Origin of the sequence: Bacillus sp. BR3(2024) (assembly GCF_039134555.1) — a bacterium.
Lineage (GTDB): Bacteria > Bacillota > Bacilli > Bacillales > Bacillaceae_G > Bacillus_A > Bacillus_A cereus.
Genome location: NZ_CP152433.1, coordinates 2656860 through 2674944, shown reverse-complemented (window position 1 = coordinate 2674944; position 18085 = coordinate 2656860). Strand labels below are relative to the sequence as shown.

Here is an 18085-nt window from a genome sequence, read left to right as displayed (position 1 = left end):
TAAATATTGTCATATTTGCTTCTTTAAGATATCCTTTTCATGAAGAGGTGGAAAACATGGAAAAAGTACTAGTTTTCGGGCATAAAAACCCAGATACAGATGCAATTTGTTCTGCAATTGCTTATGCAGAATTGAAAAAAGAATTAGGAATGAATGCTGAGCCTGTACGTTTAGGCGAAATCAGCGGTGAAACTCAATTTGCGTTAGACTATTTTAAAGTAGAAGGACCGCGTTTTGTTGAGACAGTAGCAAGCGAAGTGGACAACGTTATTTTAGTTGACCATAACGAGCGTCAACAAAGTGCTAACGATATCGAATCAGTTCGTGTGTTAGAAGTTATTGACCATCACCGTATTGCTAACTTTGAAACAAGCGATCCTATATACTATCGTTGTGAGCCAGTTGGCTGTACAGCTACAATCTTAAACAAAATGTACAAAGAAAATGGCGTAACAATTCGTAAAGAAGTTGCAGGTTTAATGTTATCTGCAATCATTTCAGATTCTTTACTATTCAAATCTCCAACTTGCACAGAACAAGACGTAGCAGCTGCTCGTGAATTAGCGCAAATCGCTGGTGTAGATGCAGATAACTACGGCTTAGAAATGTTAAAAGCTGGTGCTGACTTAAGCGGAAAAACAATGGAGCAATTAATCTCTCTTGACGCTAAAGAATTCCAAATGGGTAATGCGAAAGTTGAAATCGCACAAGTAAACGCTGTTGATACAAACGACGTTCTTGTACACCAAGCGGAACTTGAAAAAGTAATCTCTGCAGTAGTAGAAGAAAAAGGTTTAGACCTATTCTTATTCGTTGTAACTGATATCTTAACTAATGATTCTGTCGGTCTTGCGATCGGTAAAACAGCAAACGTTGTTGAGAAAGCATACAACGTATCACTAGAAAACAACACAGCTACTTTAAAAGGTGTTGTATCTCGTAAAAAACAAATCGTACCAGTATTAACAGAAGCATTCCTAGCTTAATCGTATTGCGTACAGATGAACAGTAAGGACAAGTAGTCAGATTGGCTACTTGTCCTTTTTTATCTCTAAAAAACAGAAAATTAAAAACGGGAGGATTGTGTATGTTTAATGATTTGGAGAGTAAATTACAGTCACTTTTAGAACGAAATATTACGTCGGTTTCAGAATTAGAGAGCTGGCTCTCGGAGGAGCTACGTTTAAACGCTGAAATACAGAAGTTGCGTTTGACTTTTTAGAAGAAAGGATATAAAGTACTGCAAGGGTCATTCTAAATTTGATTAACGAATTAAAATAAGGATAGCGTTAGCTATCCTTATAATCGTTTATTCGTAAGATTTTTTCTTGTTTATATAAAATGTAATTATAGCAGTAATGAAGAAAATAGGTATCGCATACACTTGCCCAACAAATAACTTCCAGCCGACATAATTATAGCCTTCAGATGCTGGGATGATAACGGAAATAACGCAAACAATAAAATAGACTAATAGTGCAGGGATAATATTTTTCATTTTTATGGACCTCCTTCCTAATTTAATTTATAAATCATAATATTTAAATTTAATTATAAAAATTCGAAGAAAAAAATGCAAAAATTTTTATGGTATTATAATATTTGCAATGAGAGTGATCCATAGTACATATATGGTAAAATGTGTAATTTAAACTTTTCAGAATTATTATATAGTATTTTGAGAGAAAAATGTACAAAATAACGAATTTTATTTACCAAAGTAAAGGGAGTAGAAATATATATGAAAAGGATATGTATAATTCCATGTGGAAAAAAGAAAATTTGGGATAAACATTCAGACTACGGACCGATGGAAGCAAAAGATGTGTATATTAGTCCGTTCGGAAAAGCATGTCAGGCGTACGCAACTATGTTTTTCGAAAACTGGGTTATATTATCGGCGAAACATGGATTTTTAAGACCAAATGATATTGTATTAGAAAACTATGATCTTGCATTTGATTCAAAAAGCGATGAGGTAATAAATATAGAGCAATTACAAAAACAGATGGTAGATAAAAGTTTATTACAGTTTGACGAAATCGTCTTACTAGCAGGGAAGAAGCATAAAAAAGTAGTGACAAAGTTATATCCAGAAGAAATGATTACATATCCGCTAGAGGGGTGTAAAGGGATTGGATATATGTTGCAGAGGTTGAAAGAAGCTGTGAAGGAAGGGGAGGAAATATAGGTTTAGTTTCAGTGATTTTAAACTCTATTTATTTAGGGAGCTGAAAAGTAAAATAGAGTTTTTAGGCATCGCCGAAAGGGTGATGCTTTTTTTTGTTCGTGTCGTCATTCATGTAAAAGTAATTTAGAGAATAAATCATTCGATTTATGAAGTGATAGCTTTTTTATATCGATAACAAATTGCTTCACTCCTAGAAAATGTAGGACATATGGGTACAGTTAAGATTGTAAGTGTGAATAGCAATAAGACAAGTTTTGAATAGGATATTAAGAAAGGAGATGTTGATAAATAATGGCCAGATATAGTTTGCACGGAGGACACAATAGTATTGTTCAAGGTGCTAATTTCGGGAATCGGAAAGAACACGTTCTAGATAGGCAAGTTAAAGATGCCGTGGCGGCTAAGTTAAGAGCCCTAGGACACACGGTTTATGACGATACGGACGAGGTAGGGGCAACTCAATCACAAAATTTAAATAATATCATTCGGAATAGCAATTCCCATGCTGTGGATTTAGTTATTTCTTTTCATCTTAATGCAAGTGATGGAAATGGACAGGGTGTTGAGGTTTTATATTATGATCAGAAAGATTTGGCGGCTAAAATCTCAGCTCAACTAGCAAAAGATATTGGATGGCGTGATCGAGGTGCGAAACAACGTACAGATTTAGCAGTATTAAATGGAACGAAGGCACCGGCTATTCTTATTGAATTAGGGTTTATTGATAATGAATCCGACATGGCAAAATGGAATGTTGATAAAATCGCTAATTCTATTGTATTTGCTCTTACAGGACAAACTGGAGGAGGTGCAGCGAATTTGCTCAAAGTAAAAACTGGTGGTGTAGCATTTAGTAATTTACAAGCTTTGGCTCAAGCTATGGTTGATGCGGGTATTGATGGACAAATTGTCGTTCAAAAAGATGGCATTGGTTATGCTATAACGAATGGCTATCCGTCCGGGAATATCGATAAATTTACAGCTTGGTTAGATGCACGTAAATGGTACTATGAGTACGTGAGATAAAACGAAAATTGGTTTGATTAAAAACTAAAAATTGTCTTGTTTTTAGTTAACAAGTATATTAAGTAACTATAAAAATATGGACAATGTATATGTAAATTAGTACACAAAACCACCTGTCAGAAAGGTGGTTTTATTTATCAAGCTATTTGCGGGAAGTAAAATTCTCACCTCAAAATTCGGATGAAGCTAAGAAATTAAGTGGGAATTTCACTGCTCGTAGCCTCCTACTAATTATAGTTTCACTTTATATAGTTTAGAGCTTTGTAAATCTTTACTTGTTAAACCTGTAATAATATTTTGTTTTCTCAATACATAAGCCGAATTTTAAATTATTACCCAATAATATACTACCTCTCATACTATTTATTAGTTGATAATAGCAAAAAAACAAGCTTTGAATATAATAATGAAAAAGGAGATGTTAAATAATGGGTTATATTGTGGATATTTCGAAATGGAATGGCGACATTAACTGGGATATCGCAGCACCACAATTGGATTTCGTAATTGCACGTGTGCAAGATGGTTCAAACTATGTAGATCCTTTATATAAAAATTATGTACAAGCAATGAAAGCAAGGAATATTCCGTTTGGTAATTATGCGTTCTGTCGTTTCGTTTCAGTAGAGGATGCACGGATAGAAGCAAGAGACTTTTGGAACCGTGGTGATAAAAATGCAACAGTTTGGGTAGCTGACGTAGAAGTAAGAACAATGAACGATATGAGAGCGGGTGCACAAGCTTTTATTGATGAATTACGCAGATTAGGAGCTAAGAAGGCTGGTTTATATATTGCTCATCATATGTATGCTCCATTTGGAATGGCAAATGTCAATTCTGATTTTGTATGGATTCCTCGTTATGGTGGTAACAAACCGGCGTATTCATGTGATATTTGGCAATACACAGAAACAGGGAATGTGGCTGGTATCGGCAAGTGTGATTTAAATAAGCTGATTGGAAATAAGCCTTTAGCTTGGTTTACAAATCCAATTGTTGAGCCGATAAAAAAACAAGAAGGGGTTGGAATTATAGTGAATAAATATAACAAAGTAGTTACTTATGAATTTGGTGTAAATTTAGTTCCTGACATGATTCAAATGATGGATAAGCTTGGATATACTTCTAAAATAATATCTCGTGGAGATAACCAAGGGCTTGTGTATTTCGAAACAGATTATCGTCAAGGGAACGAACTGGACAAAGCAACTGCTTGGTTAGATACGAAAGGAATTAAATATTTTTATACAAAAGAGTAGTTTGCTAAATAAAAAGCCGTCATGTGACGTTTTTTTATTTTTATGTAATCTTTTAACTCTACTTATAATATGGAGAAAATAGACTAATAAACAAGCCTTTGTATACTTTTAAACATAGAATATGATGAATTCTATTAAGGAGGAAGCAGATTCATGGGGAATACTTGTCATTGTGGGCATTCCCAAAATTGTAATACATTTTGGGATAATTTAATGTTTGGGAGATGTAGATGTAAACGCAATGATTTTCACGAATGTTGTTGCAAAGAGAAACCGAAATGTGAATGTGAAAAATGTCATTGTAAAACAAAACCGAAATGCCATTGTATTCATGAAGAGGAAGGGTATTAATAATAAAAAAGAGTACGATACGTACTCTTTTTTTGGGTGATTATATTCCATCTTGAACAGATTTCTTTACAATTACCCATGTGTCTTTCTTTTTAACCGTTATAGCCACATTAGTTCCATTAGATTCCTTATAAAAGATATATCCATTGTTTGAGTTTACATATGTTACTGGTTCGCCTATGCAATCTCGCGAGCAGGATTTGTTGACCAGTTCAATTAGGGATAGTTCACTTGGATCGGTTTTGCTTGCTTCTATAACAGCATCAAGGCTTGTTTTTCGATAACCTTGCAAGTTTATATGAAAAAGCTGCTCTATTTCCCCTGTAATGCTAGTGTTCATTACTTCTACTGAATTCTTTTTTTCTTGAAGAAAGCCGTTTTCATAAAGTAATTTTGTATAGCCAATCCATGCTATTAACACTAGCATGAAAAACATACCCGTCATTTTAAGTATTCGAAGTCGTTTGCTTATAATTGTTTCTGAGTATTTCATTCACTCTAATCCTCCAATGTTTTTAATTTAAAATATGCTTGGATACATACTTTTAGAAGAGGATGAAAGTTAATGAGTTTTCAATAAAAAAGAAAACATCCAGAGTTAGATGCTTTCTTTTTTTGTATTTTTGGCTATCTGTTCGTTACTTGTTTCATAAGTGGTCTTATTTCTTTAACTGGTGGTTTCTTATCATAGGCATCAACGTAAGAAAAGTAGTAGTTTAAGTTTCTTAGAAGACCTTTTCCTATTTTTGCACTTAAGAAAGGAAATACTTGTCCGGTATAATCATCGAGAGATTTACAGTAATATTTTTCATCTAAATATATACTGTATTTACATGTTAGTTCTACTAAAGGATTCCCTTCATCATCAAATACTTCTTTAGAATCAATAATATCTATTAGTGCAAATTTTTCATTTAAGTAAACTTTCTTTTTTTTCTCGTGTTTATTTGTAAGTATAAAAACGAGACCAATTGCGTTAATCAAACTATTTCCTCCTATAAAAAACGGATATTAATAAAATATATCGATATAAGCTAAATGTAAAGAGGAGAGGTGAAATATCATGGAGAGAAAACTAAATAAGCCGATTTATGTTTGGAAACCGACTTATTTTTATCAAGTATTACTTAGTAGTAATACCTACTCTGATTAAAGTTTCACTTTATTGAAATACTTGCTGGAATTGTTTTACGATTGCGTTTGTTATCATGTCGGCCATTTCCAATGCTTCTTTTTCAATTTTATCGTAAAGTTTTACTCCTGCTTCATAATCTTTATTTAGGAAGGCAAGTGCTTCTGCTTTCGTTAGTGCTAAATGTTCATAAAACATTTTTCTAAATTCTTCTTTATCTATATATGGGTTGATACTGTTAAGAAATTCAATAATTTCATCACCATTAGCGTACCATTTTTTCTCTATAGCGGCCGCTGCATTTTGATTACCAGCTTTTGCGGCTTTAACAAGATCCGCTGCAATTACTAAGTGATCTTTAATTAATGCACTATATTTTTTCACTGCATCCTCACCGTAAAATGGTTCAAGTGATAGTCCCATATGTGTTGCGTTTTGTAGAAGTCGTCCAACAGTAACGTTAACATCTGGTAAATTAAAGACTATACTTATAATAGCCAATCTCGTCCAAGCGACGTGTTGTTCCCATAAAGAACGCATATACCCTTTTAAAAAATTCTCATTTTTACTAATTCGGTAGTTCCGTACGGATAAATCATAGTTTACATAAGGGTTATGGTAGGGGGAGTAATACGATTGCCAATAAGAATACATAAATAGTAACACTCCTTTGAACATGTATAACTCAAAGTATGATGAAGATTTATTTTTAGTTACGTGTCCTAGATTATTTTTAGGGAATTTGAAATGGAGAAATTCAATGAATGATGTTGTGGTATATATGAATAAATTGAATATAAAGTAAAAGAGGGTCTGCAAGGGAAGTTGCAGACCCTCAAAAGGGTATTGCCGAGATGTCGGACTCGACTACGTAATGTTATCATAAAATTCTTTTGAAAAAACCTGGTAAATGTGTCCAAATGAAATTAGGACCTTCATACAGTCAAAGGGACCTGCTTCCCGCGGCAGGCCCCAATAACTAGATAATGTCGATGAGCAAAAAACTCATCTGGAGTACTTTTATAGTAACAAGTAAAATGTCTTTTGTGTATTGAGAAAGAAGAATTGCATAATTATATGTGAACAATTTAACTCCCAACAATTCATGATAATCATGAATTGTTGGGAGTTAAATATGGTTATAAAATGGAGAAAAGACTTGGAAGTGAGATCGAGGTACACAGAAGTATGTAATCATGAAAAAGACCTGCTAATATAAGCAGGTCAACTTAAGGGGTTTATCCAACAGATTATTATATATGGTAACAACTGAATTGTAGTAAGTCTATACATTTAATATTGAGAAAAATTTTGTGAATGATATATTTTTTGCGCATATATTAACGTCTAAAAAGTTGAGAAAGAAAATTAAAAAGCTTTTTATAAGAGAATAATGGCTGATACTTATAGTATGATTCATATTTCCACGCATCATTATTAGAGAATTGGAGTTTTTGTGTTTTCGTTTTCGCCGTGATGGAACTCATATTACGATGCTTCATATAGTAACCTCCTGAATTTATATGTATACGATTAGTAGTATTCAAGAAAGGGAAATAAAATGAACGTTTAAATTGAAACTCTTTCTTCTTGTGTACTGGATTTATATTATAAATGTTGTAAAACATATAAAATAATGATGCTAGTTAGTATTAAATAGGTGGAGAAACATAGAATAATGAAAAAACAATAAGCATCTAATCATCCCTTTCAAGTCGCATAAGTGATTGATATAATAGAAGTAGATGAAAGATAAAGAAAAGCAGGTGACTCTTTTTTGTTTACTAAAGCACAAGAACTTTTAGCGTCCTACTTTGGTTATTCTTCGTTTCGAAGAGGACAAGTTGAAACAATTAAAAACGTATTAGATGGGAAAGATACGGTTTGTATTATGCCAACGGGTGGCGGTAAGTCGATTTGTTATCAAATTCCGGCATTAGTATTTGAAGGAACGACGTTGGTTATATCACCTTTAATATCACTTATGAAGGATCAAGTAGATACATTGGTACAGAATGGCATTTCAGCTACATATATTAATAGTTCTATTTCTATTGCTGAAGCAAATCAGCGAATTCAATTAGCGAAACAAGGACATTACAAATTACTTTATGTCGCGCCTGAGCGTCTTGATTCGATGGAGTTTGTTGACCAACTTATCGATATGAAAATCCCTATGATTGCGATTGATGAAGCACACTGTATTTCACAGTGGGGACATGATTTTCGTCCAAGTTATTTACATATACATCGCATATTAAATTATCTTCCAGAAAAGCCGCTTGTATTAGCATTAACAGCAACAGCAACACCGCAAGTACGTGATGATATTTGTAATACACTTGAAATTAATCAAGAAAATACAATTATGACAACGTTTGAGCGTGAGAACTTATCGTTTTCTGTTATTAAAGGGCAAGATCGAAATGCATATTTGGCGGATTATATTCGTCAAAATCAAAAGGAATCTGGGATTATATATGCAGCTACTAGAAAAGTAGTCGATCAGTTATATGAAGATTTAATGAAGGCAGGAGTTTCTGTATCAAAATATCACGCTGGTATGAGTGATATTGATCGAAATGAGCAACAAGAACTCTTTTTACGAGATGAAGTAAGTGTAATGGTAGCAACATCTGCATTCGGGATGGGTATTGATAAATCGAATATTCGTTACGTAATTCATTATCAGCTTCCAAAAAATATGGAAAGTTACTATCAAGAAGCAGGACGTGCTGGTCGTGACGGATTAGATAGTACATGTATATTGTTATATTCTTCTCAAGATGTACAAGTACAGCGTTTTTTAATTGATCAATCAACTGGAGAATCACGTTTTTCAAATGAACTTGAAAAATTGCAAAATATGACCGATTACTGTCATACAGAACAATGTTTACAATCATTCATTTTGCAATACTTTGGAGAAGAACCGAAAGAAGATTGTGGACGCTGTGGTAATTGTACAGACAATCGCGAGAGCATCGATGTGACAAGGGAATCACAAATGGTTTTATCATGCATGATTAGAACGAACCAACGCTTTGGAAAGCAAATGATAGCGCAAGTATTAACTGGGTCGAAGAATAAGAAAGTTATTGAATTTAATTTTCATACTTTACCAACGTATGGGCTTTTATCGAACCGTAGTGTAAAAGAGGTCAGTGAGTTTATCGAGTTTTTAATTTCAGACGAGTTAATTGCAGTTGAACATGGCACTTATCCGACGTTAAAAGTAACTGAAAAAGGGAAAGAAGTATTACTTGGTAAAGAGAATGTTTTACGAAAAGAACGAGTAGAGACAAGACAAATTGTTCAAGACCATCCTTTATTTGAAGTGCTTCGTGAAGTACGTAAAGAAATTGCACAAGGAGAAGGTGTACCTCCGTTCGTTATTTTCTCTGACCAAACATTAAAAGATATGTGTGTGAAAATGCCGCAAAGTGATTCCGAATTGTTGACGGTAAAAGGTATCGGAGAACACAAACTTGTGAAATATGGTTCGCACTTCTTACAAGCAGTTCAGCATTTTATTGAGGAAAATCCAAATTATGCTGAAACGATTAAGACAGAAGTAGTTTCAGAGCGTAAAAAGTCAGGAAAAGCGTCCGCAAATTCTCATTTAGAAACGTATGAAATGTATAAACAAGGTATTGATTTGAATGAGATTGCAAAAGAACGTAACTTATCAAGACAAACAATCGAAAACCATTTAATTCGCTGCTATGAGGATGGAATGGAAGTAGATTGGCACAGCTTTGTTCCAGCAGAGTATGAATCTCTTATTGAAACTGCCGTTCAAAATGCAGATGGTGGTCTGAAATCTATTAAAGAACAGCTTCCGAATGAAGTGAGTTACTTTATGATTCGTGCTTATTTACAAATAAGAAAGTAGAGGCATATAAAGGGGATAAGAATTTATGTATCATGTTTTCGTTTATGGCACGTTAAGAAGAGGACAAACGAATGCTCATTATATGCTAGGTGCAACATGTATCGCAGACAGAGCTTGGACATATGGAAAATTATTTGATACGAACGAAGGATATCCGGCCATGACTTATTCGATTGAAGAACAGGTGTATGGAGAAGTTTATGTAGTAAATGATGAGATATTGTGTAAGTTAGATGAACTAGAAGAATATAGAGGCAATGCGGAGACTGATTTATATGATCGAATCACGCAAACAGTATATGTTGCTGATGGGGAAATTGAGGCATATGTGTATATCGCTCAGGATAAAAAGATGTTAAAGAAAGTGATAGACTCTGGTGACTGGCTTATGTATCAAAAAATATAATAAGGTAGTTTTAAAAATTGGAAAGCAGATAATGACGAATTCATTATCTGCTTTTTATTGTGTGAATAATTGTCGTTCTCTTTTTATTCTTATAGTTCTTAGTACGGTTCCAATTCCGAGAAATAAAACAGTAGCAGCGACCCCGCTAGTAGGATTTAACCAAAAATCACTACTGTTTGTAAGAGTAATAATCCCTGTTATTGTAACTAAAACAGTAGGAACAGCATCCTCGATCGCATGCATGATAACACATGGCCAGACGGATTTTGTAAGTCTATATATTTCAACATACATAATTGACCAACAAACCATAAGGATACAGCCAGATAGAAGCATATTTAATCTTGAGATAGATTCAAAATATTCATTTGAAGAGCCTCCTTTACTTTTATTTATCCTACTATTTATGGGCAGTAAAACGCCCATTGATTAAAGTCTTTAATTTTTACAATGTTTTTTAATAGATAAATTAAATAGGAGACAAATAGAAAGAAGTATCTTTTACATGCATCACTATACTATATGTGTATGTGTGTGATTTAGATGTTGCATATTCTTTTTAAATTAGAAAGATGAAAAGTAAGTTTTTTCGGAAAATTTAAATGGAAACTATTGACTTTATGATTGGATTTTTAATACAATGATACTTCGACTGAAAAATTAGAACGGACAGGAGGGAATCGTCGAAATGAGCAACATATTTGAAGATGAGTTACAAAAAATGAAGGATACTTTACATACGATGGATGAGCAATTGGATAGGCTTGAAAAAATCCCGGTTTATTATGGAGAAGATTTTAAAGAGCAAATTCTTGAAAGTATGAGGGAGTCTAATAGACAAAACTTACGTATTGGTGTGCAAGAGCCGTACTTTGGAAGGTTAGATTTTCAGGAAGATGGAAAAGAAGAAGTTATGCCGATTTATATCGGAAAAGTAGGGGTTTCGGATATGGACACGATGAAGCCAATCATTATTGATTGGCGAGCGCCTGTCGCAAGTATGTTTTATTCATTTACCGGTGGAGAAGAATTAGCATTTTATCAATCACCAGATGGGTTAGTAGAAGGTGATGTGTATTTAAAACGAAACATTTCCATTCGAAAAAGAGAACTTGAACGTGTTGTTGATACATATCTAAAAGGAAATGAAGATGTATCACATGCCGATGATTTTCTTCTATATCGATTAGGTGAGAATAAAGATAATAAGCTAAAGGATATTGTTTCAACGATTCAATCGGAACAAAATGATATTATTCGAGCGGAAAGAAATTTACCATTACTTATTCAAGGGGTTGCAGGGAGTGGAAAGACAACAATTGCTTTACATCGCCTTGCTTTTTTAATTTATGAATATCGTGAACAACTAGAAGCAGAAAGAATGATCGTATTTGCACCGAATAGTCTGTTTTTAGACTATATTTCGAGTGTACTTCCTGAATTAGGTGTAGGGAATATTAGTCAAACAACGTTTCCAGATTGGGCATTACGTACGTTAGATGATTCAGTGAAACTAAAGCAGACAGAAAAAAAATTGAAAGAAGCATTTTCAATTAATCGTGATGAAAAGAAGGTAATGCTAGGTAAATTAAAGGGTACGTTGGAATTTAAGACGTTTATTGAAGAGAGAATGATCCAATTTGAAAATGAGTTAGTTCCGACAAAAGATTTTGAGGCGTGGGATAGAGCGATTATTCCATTAGAAGATGTAAAAAAATGGATGAAAGTTGAATATAAACATTATCCTTTACAGAAAAGAAGAGAACGATTAGTAGGACGAATGAAGCGCTGGATTGAAATTGAACTTAAAAAATTCGGGGAAACAAACGAGAAAAAATTACTAAAAAAAGAAGCGACTAAGAGACTGAACGCATATATGAAGTTTTGGCCGAAAATGAGTGCTCTTTCACTGTATAGTTCAATAGTAAAAAGTAAAGAAATACTTGAGGTATTACCTGAAGAACTTGTTAAAGAAACAGAAAAGAGTTGTCGTAAAAAAGAAGTGTGTGTAGAAGATTTACCAGCTTTAATATACATACATCATCGTATAACAGGGATCGAAATCGGGCAGAAGTTTCATCACGTTGTTATTGATGAAGCGCAAGATTTTTCGCCTTTCCAAGTTTATGTATTAAAAGAAATTACATTAGGTAATTCTTTCACTATATTAGGTGATTTATCGCAAGCGATTTATGATTACCAAGGAATTGAAGATTGGAATGCTTTTAAGGAAGTATTCCAAGAAACCGGTTATTATGAATTGACAAGAAGTTATCGTTCTACAAAAGAAATTATTGAATTTGCAAATGAAATAATTAAAAATGCAGAAATCCCAGTAGGACTCGCAACACCAGTCTTCCGCAGTGGAGAAGATGTGAAAGTAATTCATGCAGAAAATCAATTTACTGAAATTGTGAAGACGGTAAAACATTTGCAAAATGCAGATGTGAAAACAATTGCGGTAATCGGAAGAACAGAAGATGAATGTCGTGATATATATGTGAAATTAACAAATGCAGGATTAACGGTAAACGTAATTGAAGCAAACCAAAGTAAATATGAAGGTGGTATATCAGTAGTACCTGTCTATTTAGCGAAAGGTTTAGAATTTGATGCGGTGCTTTTAATTGATGTGGATGAAGAACACTACAAAAACACAAAACATGATGCAAAGTTACTATATGTCGGATGTACGAGATCACTTCATGACTTATGGATTTTCCATAGTGGGGAAGCGTCACCTTTAATTAAAGGATTAAAATAAAGTAAAACTATAATCAGTGGGGAGTTTTACTGCAAGCTAATGTGGGATAAATATAAAAAGAGGATTTCTATTACTGTCTACTTAACAGGGAGATGACCATGAAGATCCTCTTTTTATATTGAAATTAATGTTCAATTTTAAACGAATAAAGCCATTAATATTAAATTTTGGTAGTTATCATCCAATTTTACACCCTTTGCTTTTCTATCCTCTTCAAAGAAGCCTAGATTCTTATATAACTGGATTGCACCTAGATTATCTTCCATTACCTCAAGACAAACTTTTTCAATCTTACTGTTATTTTTAGCCCAATTGATTAACGTTTCTAGAAGAGCTCTTCCAATACCATAATTTCGATATTCGGGTAGTATGGTCATCGCAAAAGCCCCTTGATGACTAATTTTTTCTTTGTTTCCGTTCTTAAAATCTATTGTACCGACTAACTTACCATCAACTTCAGCAATAAACTGTACATAATTTGGATTTTCATGATAAGCTTTTAACGTTTTTTGAATAGCATCGATACGCACCTTTTTTACATCCTCAACCGTACTTAGCATGTATGGAGCGTTTATTAAAGCTTTTGAAGCAGAATCTAGTATTCTTTCTGCATCCCGTTCTTTAGCTTCTCTAATTATTATTGTTTTTCCATCCTTAGATTTATAAGTAAAAACATTAGTTGATAAGATACTACACACACCCTTTCGGAATATAATTAGTTGAATTTTTTAACTATCGTGCAATTATTAAGTAAGAAAAAGTCGTATCACCTTTTTCTGCAATCGCTCTACTTCAACTTAATGACGATTATTTCAAATATTTTTAATTTTTACAAGGATTTATTCCGTTATATAGCCCGATTGTTGAATAACATGACTGGCGTTTTTTAAACAACTTTATTATCTCTGTACACGATGAATTAACGACTTGAGCTGTTGTTTAAATGATATACGATGCTTTTTTCTAATTCCTTAGTTTGTTCTTTTTCCCATATACGAACAGCATCTACTGGAATTTGTGTATGTTTTAACCAATCTAGAATTAAGTGTAGTTGTTCTTGTATTTGCCCAATGTTTTGCTCCTTTATGTTCTTATTCTGAATTCTATCAATTAATTGCAGCATATAGGGAAGTTTTTCTATACATTCGCTTAAATTTCCGCAATAATCTGAAGGGAATTCATGTGTACCAAATTCTAAAGTATTGATGTAATTAGAAACTAGGTATATCATGGCTTCTTGTTCGGTATCACCACCTAATTCAATCGCTTTTCGAAGGGATTTTTCTAAATCGTCTTCTTTATTGCTAGAGTCCATATAAATTCCTATCCATCTAAAAGGTCTTGAATCAAATGGGGTGTTTTCTGTCCATCTATATAGAATGTCAATTAGAAAACTATTTAGTGAGAAAGTTAAGATCCCATCTTTTTCGTTTAATGCATCTAAAATAGTAAACAGCGAAATGGAAAACTCTTCTTGATCTTTGGATTCCCATTTCTTTGCATCTGTAATAAATGTCTCTAAATGTTTAAAAGCTAATTTTCGAAGTCCCGCTTCGCGATGCTGACAGTAACAAATAAAATCATGCCAATGCTCAGTTGTATTCATATGTATAATAATAGTTTGTAATGCAGTGAGAGGTTTATCCATTATAAGTCCCCAATCTATTAAGCACGTGTTGAAAATTTAGTGTTATTATATCATTACATAAATTAAAAAGGGAGAGTTACTATGATTACAAAAGTAATTACGAAAAGTAATTGGGAAATCGCAAAAATAATTGGAGAAATTAATGAAGCTTCCCTTATAGAAGAGGGATTTATTCATTGTTCATTAGTAGATCAAGCTTTAAAAGTTGCAGAAAAATATTTCAAGCATGAAGAAGATGTTTTATTACTTACAATTGATCCAGCTCTATTAAAAGCAGAAGTAAAATATGAACTTGCTTCTAACGGTCAAGAATATCCGCATGTTTACGGAGTAATTAATGTTGAGGCGATTGTAGAGGTTGTTCCATTTTCTAAAGAAAAAGGGGAATTTATATTACTTAAATCAGTTCGACTTTAGTAATAGGCGATGGAGTTCGCCATATATAGCTAATGAATCCTATTGAAAAACGAGATTTTTTTGTTTATCAGTAGGATTTTGAATTTTATTCGAACGGACTTAAAAAGAGCACATTTGAATTGTGCTCTTTAAGAGAAAAGTGAATTAGGGTTTTTAACTTCTAGATAATGTATGAGTGATTCATCATAATGTGACGATGAATCACAAAAGAGCAGTTAGAGTGGGAAGAATTTAAGGTGGATTTTATTGGTCACGGGATCCAATCGATTGGTAATGTAGCGGTTCTAACAGGACTCATTATTGAATTTGAAGATGAAACGTAAAAAAATTAGTATGCTTATCTGAATATTGAGGGAATACAAGAATTTTATTTATTTAATTTTTAGAAAAAATAGACTATAACATTAATAAATGGTATGATTTTCTTGTTATTGGAATTAAAAAGAAAATATTTGAAGAAAAAGGATAGTGTTGGTTTTAATGGGGGATTCTGATCACAAAGAAACAAAGGCAATATTAAAGTTATGGTTTATTTATATACCACTTGCATTTGGAGAGTTTGTCTTTTCGAATATCATAGATTATTTAAAAAAATAAAGATTTTGCATTTGAAAAACAATTAACCTAATTTAATTGTTTTTTTTTCTCTAATAAACCAAACAAAAATAAAGATTTTGAACAAGATGAAGTTTATGAAGGAAATAACGTTGATTAGGTGCTGAAAACGGTGTGAAATCAACAGTGCCTAAAGAATAATACAGGAATCATTCAACCATGATAATTTTCCGTTTTATTAGCTTCCTATAGTGAGATGTTATGTTCACATCATATGTATACGATAGTTGTCACTTAATATAGCATTACTGGAACTTCAAAATTAGTAGTTAAGGTTGTAACCTTATAGAGTGTTATATATAACTTAGCTAAAAAAGCACAAATCATATAATTTACGCTTTTCATTATCTGTTTTTGGTAAAAAATTATAGTTTTTGTCACACTAATACTGTACGATACATAGTATAAAACACATACTGTATGACATATAGTAATGGAAATGAGGTGAGTGAATGGATACTTTATTAAACTCGTTAATTACTGAGTTAAGAAGAGGGACATTAACGTTAGCTGTTTTAAGTCAATTAAGAACGCCGCAGTACGGATATTCACTTGTCCAGTTATTGGAGCAATCAGGGGTTACAATTGATCAAAGTACTTTATATCCACTACTTCGCCGATTAGAAAAGCAGGAATTAGTGACGAGTAGTTGGGATAAAACGGAGAGTAGACCTCGTAAGTATTATGTTTTAAGTGATTATGGATTAGAAATATTTTTGCAGTTGAAAAAAGAATGGATAAAAGATTCGAAAGAACTTTATAACTTATTAAAGGAGGAGGAAGGGAATGAATTTAATTGATCTCTATATCCAAGAGGTTGCGAAGAGATTACCTGAAAAAAATCGTGAAGATATTACACTTGAACTAAGGTCAACTATAGCGGATATGTTACCTGAAGATTATAGTGAGGAAGATGTAAAGAGCGTTCTCAAAAAATTGGGGAGTCCGGTTTCATTGGCTAATGGTTATTTGGATAGACCGATGCATTTAATTGGACCACGTTATTTTGATGTATATACAACGTTGTTAAAAATGATTATACCAATCGCAGCTGTCATTGCACTCATATCAATGGTTGCAGAAAATTTTATAGGCTATAGTGGTGATCAAGCGGTATTAAATGTTATTTTGCAATTGATAGGTAAAGGCATTGGGGAAATTTTTGAAGTGGGCCTCCATGTATTTTTCTGGTTGACACTTGTGTTTGTTATTTTAGAAAGAACAGATAAAGACAAAGGTATCGAGCCGTTGACGACAAGTTTAAAAAAATGGACACCAGATGATTTGAAAAACATCTCGTATATCCCAAAGAAAAAAGCAATCTCGAAGTTTGAAGTTTTTGCAGGTTTAATGTGGACAGCAGTTTGGGCTACACTTTACTTTTATGCGAATCATCTTGTTGGCGTATATAACGGTACGGCAAATGGACTGAAGTTTGTTTCGCCAACTTTTAATCAAGATGTTTTATTGCAGTACTGGCCAATCGTTGTAATTATGATCGTTTTTGAAATATGTATATCCCTTTATAAATTGGTGCAGGGACAATGGACTCAAAGATTAGCGATTGGGAATGCTGTTCTTCAAGTAGCTGGGACGATAGTATTCATTGTAATTGTAGTAAATCCACATGTATTTAACGCAGGATTTATTACGTATTTGGCAAATGCATTTACTATTTCCCCAGAGGAGTTTAAAACGTGGCTCATTGGGGGAGGAATTTTCTTTTATATGTTATCTGCTGCAATAAATATATTTGATGGTTTCCGAAAAGCTAGTATTCGTATGTAGATAAAAATCGGAAATTTCGATAAAATAAAACTATTAAAAAGATAGTGAAATAAGATGAACATGATGAAAGGAAGAAAACAATGATAAGGGAAGCAACGAAAAGAGATTTAGCATACATTTTAGATATTTATAACGATGCGATACTTTATACAACAGCTGTATATGCGTATAAACCTGTAACCCTTGAAAATAGAATAGATTGGTATGAACAAAAAAAGGCTGACGGTTATCCCATTTTCGTATACGAATTAGATAATAAAGTAGTAGGATTTGCGACATTTGGACCATTTAGAGCTTGGCCTGCTTATAAATATTCAATTGAGCATTCGGTGTATGTTGATAAGGATTATAGAAAAAATGGGATTGGGACGTCTTTAATGAAAACATTAATCGAAATTGCAAAGGAAAGAGAGTATATGACCTTAATTGCTGGAATTGATGCAGAGAATGAGAAAAGTATTGCCTTGCATCAAAAATATGGATTTGTTCATGCAGGAACAATAAAACAAGCTGGTTATAAGTTTAATAAATGGCTAGATTTAGCTTTTTATCAGCTGGAACTTAACGGTCCTGAAAATCCTATAGAAGAATAA

General features: G+C 33.0%; 19 protein-coding genes and 1 pseudogene. 12 read left to right on the top strand and 8 right to left on the bottom strand.

Annotated features, from left to right (window positions below):
• The first annotated feature begins 56 nt into the window (after positions 1-56).
• Positions 57-986, top strand: coding sequence for a manganese-dependent inorganic pyrophosphatase (ppaC, locus tag V7S45_RS13835; protein ID WP_342761398.1), 930 nt, complete (start codon positions 57-59; stop codon positions 984-986).
• Between the two features lie 323 nt (positions 987-1309).
• On the opposite strand, the gene V7S45_RS13830 is transcribed toward ppaC, so the two are convergent.
• Positions 1310-1498 carry a DUF4017 family protein gene (locus tag V7S45_RS13830; RefSeq protein ID WP_000789485.1) on the bottom strand — a complete coding sequence of 63 codons (189 nt, stop codon included), beginning with the start codon at positions 1496-1498 and terminating at the stop codon, positions 1310-1312.
• A gap of 243 nt (positions 1499-1741) precedes the next feature.
• Between V7S45_RS13830 and V7S45_RS13825 the strand changes: the two genes are divergently transcribed.
• The 4 genes from V7S45_RS13825 to V7S45_RS13810 all read left to right on the top strand — a co-directional run bounded on the left by V7S45_RS13825 (position 1742) and on the right by V7S45_RS13810 (position 4867).
• Complete coding sequence (locus V7S45_RS13825; RefSeq protein ID WP_000820903.1) at positions 1742-2191, top strand: DUF6884 domain-containing protein; 450 nt, start codon at positions 1742-1744, stop codon at positions 2189-2191.
• 291 nt (positions 2192-2482) lie between these two features.
• The gene (locus tag V7S45_RS13820) at positions 2483-3217 is read left to right on the top strand and encodes an N-acetylmuramoyl-L-alanine amidase (RefSeq protein WP_000135279.1); all 735 of its coding nucleotides are present in this window, start codon (positions 2483-2485) and stop codon (positions 3215-3217) included.
• A 428-nt stretch (positions 3218-3645) separates the two neighbouring features.
• Entirely contained in the window at positions 3646-4476 is an 831-nt protein-coding gene (locus V7S45_RS13815; protein ID WP_060852051.1) for a GH25 family lysozyme, read from the top strand.
• A gap of 217 nt (positions 4477-4693) precedes the next feature.
• Positions 4694-4867, top strand: coding sequence for a hypothetical protein (locus tag V7S45_RS13810; protein ID WP_000503000.1), 174 nt, complete (start codon positions 4694-4696; stop codon positions 4865-4867).
• Here the strand turns inward: V7S45_RS13810 and V7S45_RS13805 are convergent, their stop codons facing one another.
• The 4 genes from V7S45_RS13805 to V7S45_RS13790 all read right to left on the bottom strand — a co-directional run bounded on the left by V7S45_RS13805 (position 4868) and on the right by V7S45_RS13790 (position 7461).
• A complete protein-coding gene (locus V7S45_RS13805) occupies positions 4868-5320 on the bottom strand; it encodes a hypothetical protein (protein WP_000877572.1) in 453 nt (150 codons plus the stop codon).
• A gap of 134 nt (positions 5321-5454) precedes the next feature.
• Positions 5455-5811: a hypothetical protein gene (locus tag V7S45_RS13800; protein WP_000606231.1), complete on the bottom strand. Its 357-nt coding sequence runs from the start codon at positions 5809-5811 to the stop codon at positions 5455-5457.
• A 178-nt stretch (positions 5812-5989) separates the two neighbouring features.
• Positions 5990-6613, bottom strand: coding sequence for an acetylglutamate kinase (locus V7S45_RS13795; protein ID WP_342761397.1), 624 nt, complete (start codon positions 6611-6613; stop codon positions 5990-5992).
• A 686-nt stretch (positions 6614-7299) separates the two neighbouring features.
• On the bottom strand, positions 7300-7461 hold the full coding sequence (locus tag V7S45_RS13790) for a hypothetical protein (protein ID WP_000682743.1): 162 nt from the start codon (positions 7459-7461) through the stop codon (positions 7300-7302).
• Between the two features lie 275 nt (positions 7462-7736).
• Here V7S45_RS13790 and recQ point away from each other — a divergent pair, with 275 nt between their 5' ends.
• Positions 7737-9854 carry a DNA helicase RecQ gene (recQ, locus tag V7S45_RS13785; protein WP_342761396.1) on the top strand — a complete coding sequence of 706 codons (2118 nt, stop codon included), beginning with the start codon at positions 7737-7739 and terminating at the stop codon, positions 9852-9854.
• A 25-nt stretch (positions 9855-9879) separates the two neighbouring features.
• Positions 9880-10260, top strand: a complete 381-nt coding sequence (locus V7S45_RS13780; protein ID WP_000274907.1) for a gamma-glutamylcyclotransferase family protein — start codon at positions 9880-9882, stop codon at positions 10258-10260.
• Between the two features lie 54 nt (positions 10261-10314).
• Here the strand turns inward: V7S45_RS13780 and V7S45_RS13775 are convergent.
• Positions 10315-10629 (bottom strand): annotated as a pseudogene (locus V7S45_RS13775) (CPBP family intramembrane glutamate endopeptidase); the annotation flags it as partial.
• Between the two features lie 319 nt (positions 10630-10948).
• Here V7S45_RS13775 and V7S45_RS13770 point away from each other — a divergent pair.
• Positions 10949-13024 (top strand): UvrD-helicase domain-containing protein, encoded by a 2076-nt coding sequence (locus tag V7S45_RS13770; protein WP_342761395.1) that lies wholly within the window; start codon positions 10949-10951, stop codon positions 13022-13024.
• A 137-nt stretch (positions 13025-13161) separates the two neighbouring features.
• Here the strand turns inward: V7S45_RS13770 and V7S45_RS13765 are convergent, their stop codons facing one another.
• Positions 13162-13722, bottom strand: a complete 561-nt coding sequence (locus V7S45_RS13765; RefSeq protein ID WP_342761394.1) for a GNAT family N-acetyltransferase — start codon at positions 13720-13722, stop codon at positions 13162-13164.
• A 221-nt stretch (positions 13723-13943) separates the two neighbouring features.
• Positions 13944-14672, bottom strand: a complete 729-nt coding sequence (locus tag V7S45_RS13760) for a hypothetical protein (RefSeq protein WP_025689355.1) — start codon at positions 14670-14672, stop codon at positions 13944-13946.
• A gap of 81 nt (positions 14673-14753) precedes the next feature.
• On the opposite strand from V7S45_RS13760, the gene V7S45_RS13755 reads away from it, so the two are divergent.
• The 4 genes from V7S45_RS13755 to V7S45_RS13740 all read left to right on the top strand — a co-directional run bounded on the left by V7S45_RS13755 (position 14754) and on the right by V7S45_RS13740 (position 18085).
• Complete coding sequence (locus V7S45_RS13755) at positions 14754-15089, top strand: DUF952 domain-containing protein (RefSeq protein ID WP_016122662.1); 336 nt, start codon at positions 14754-14756, stop codon at positions 15087-15089.
• Between the two features lie 1067 nt (positions 15090-16156).
• On the top strand, positions 16157-16504 hold the full coding sequence (locus tag V7S45_RS13750) for a PadR family transcriptional regulator (RefSeq protein WP_000380302.1): 348 nt from the start codon (positions 16157-16159) through the stop codon (positions 16502-16504).
• Positions 16491-17492, top strand: a complete 1002-nt coding sequence (locus V7S45_RS13745; RefSeq protein WP_342761393.1) for a hypothetical protein — start codon at positions 16491-16493, stop codon at positions 17490-17492. The genes V7S45_RS13750 and V7S45_RS13745 overlap by 14 nt, the downstream gene beginning before the upstream one ends.
• Before the next feature lie 80 nt (positions 17493-17572).
• Positions 17573-18085: a GNAT family N-acetyltransferase gene (locus V7S45_RS13740; RefSeq protein ID WP_025689361.1), complete on the top strand. Its 513-nt coding sequence runs from the start codon at positions 17573-17575 to the stop codon at positions 18083-18085.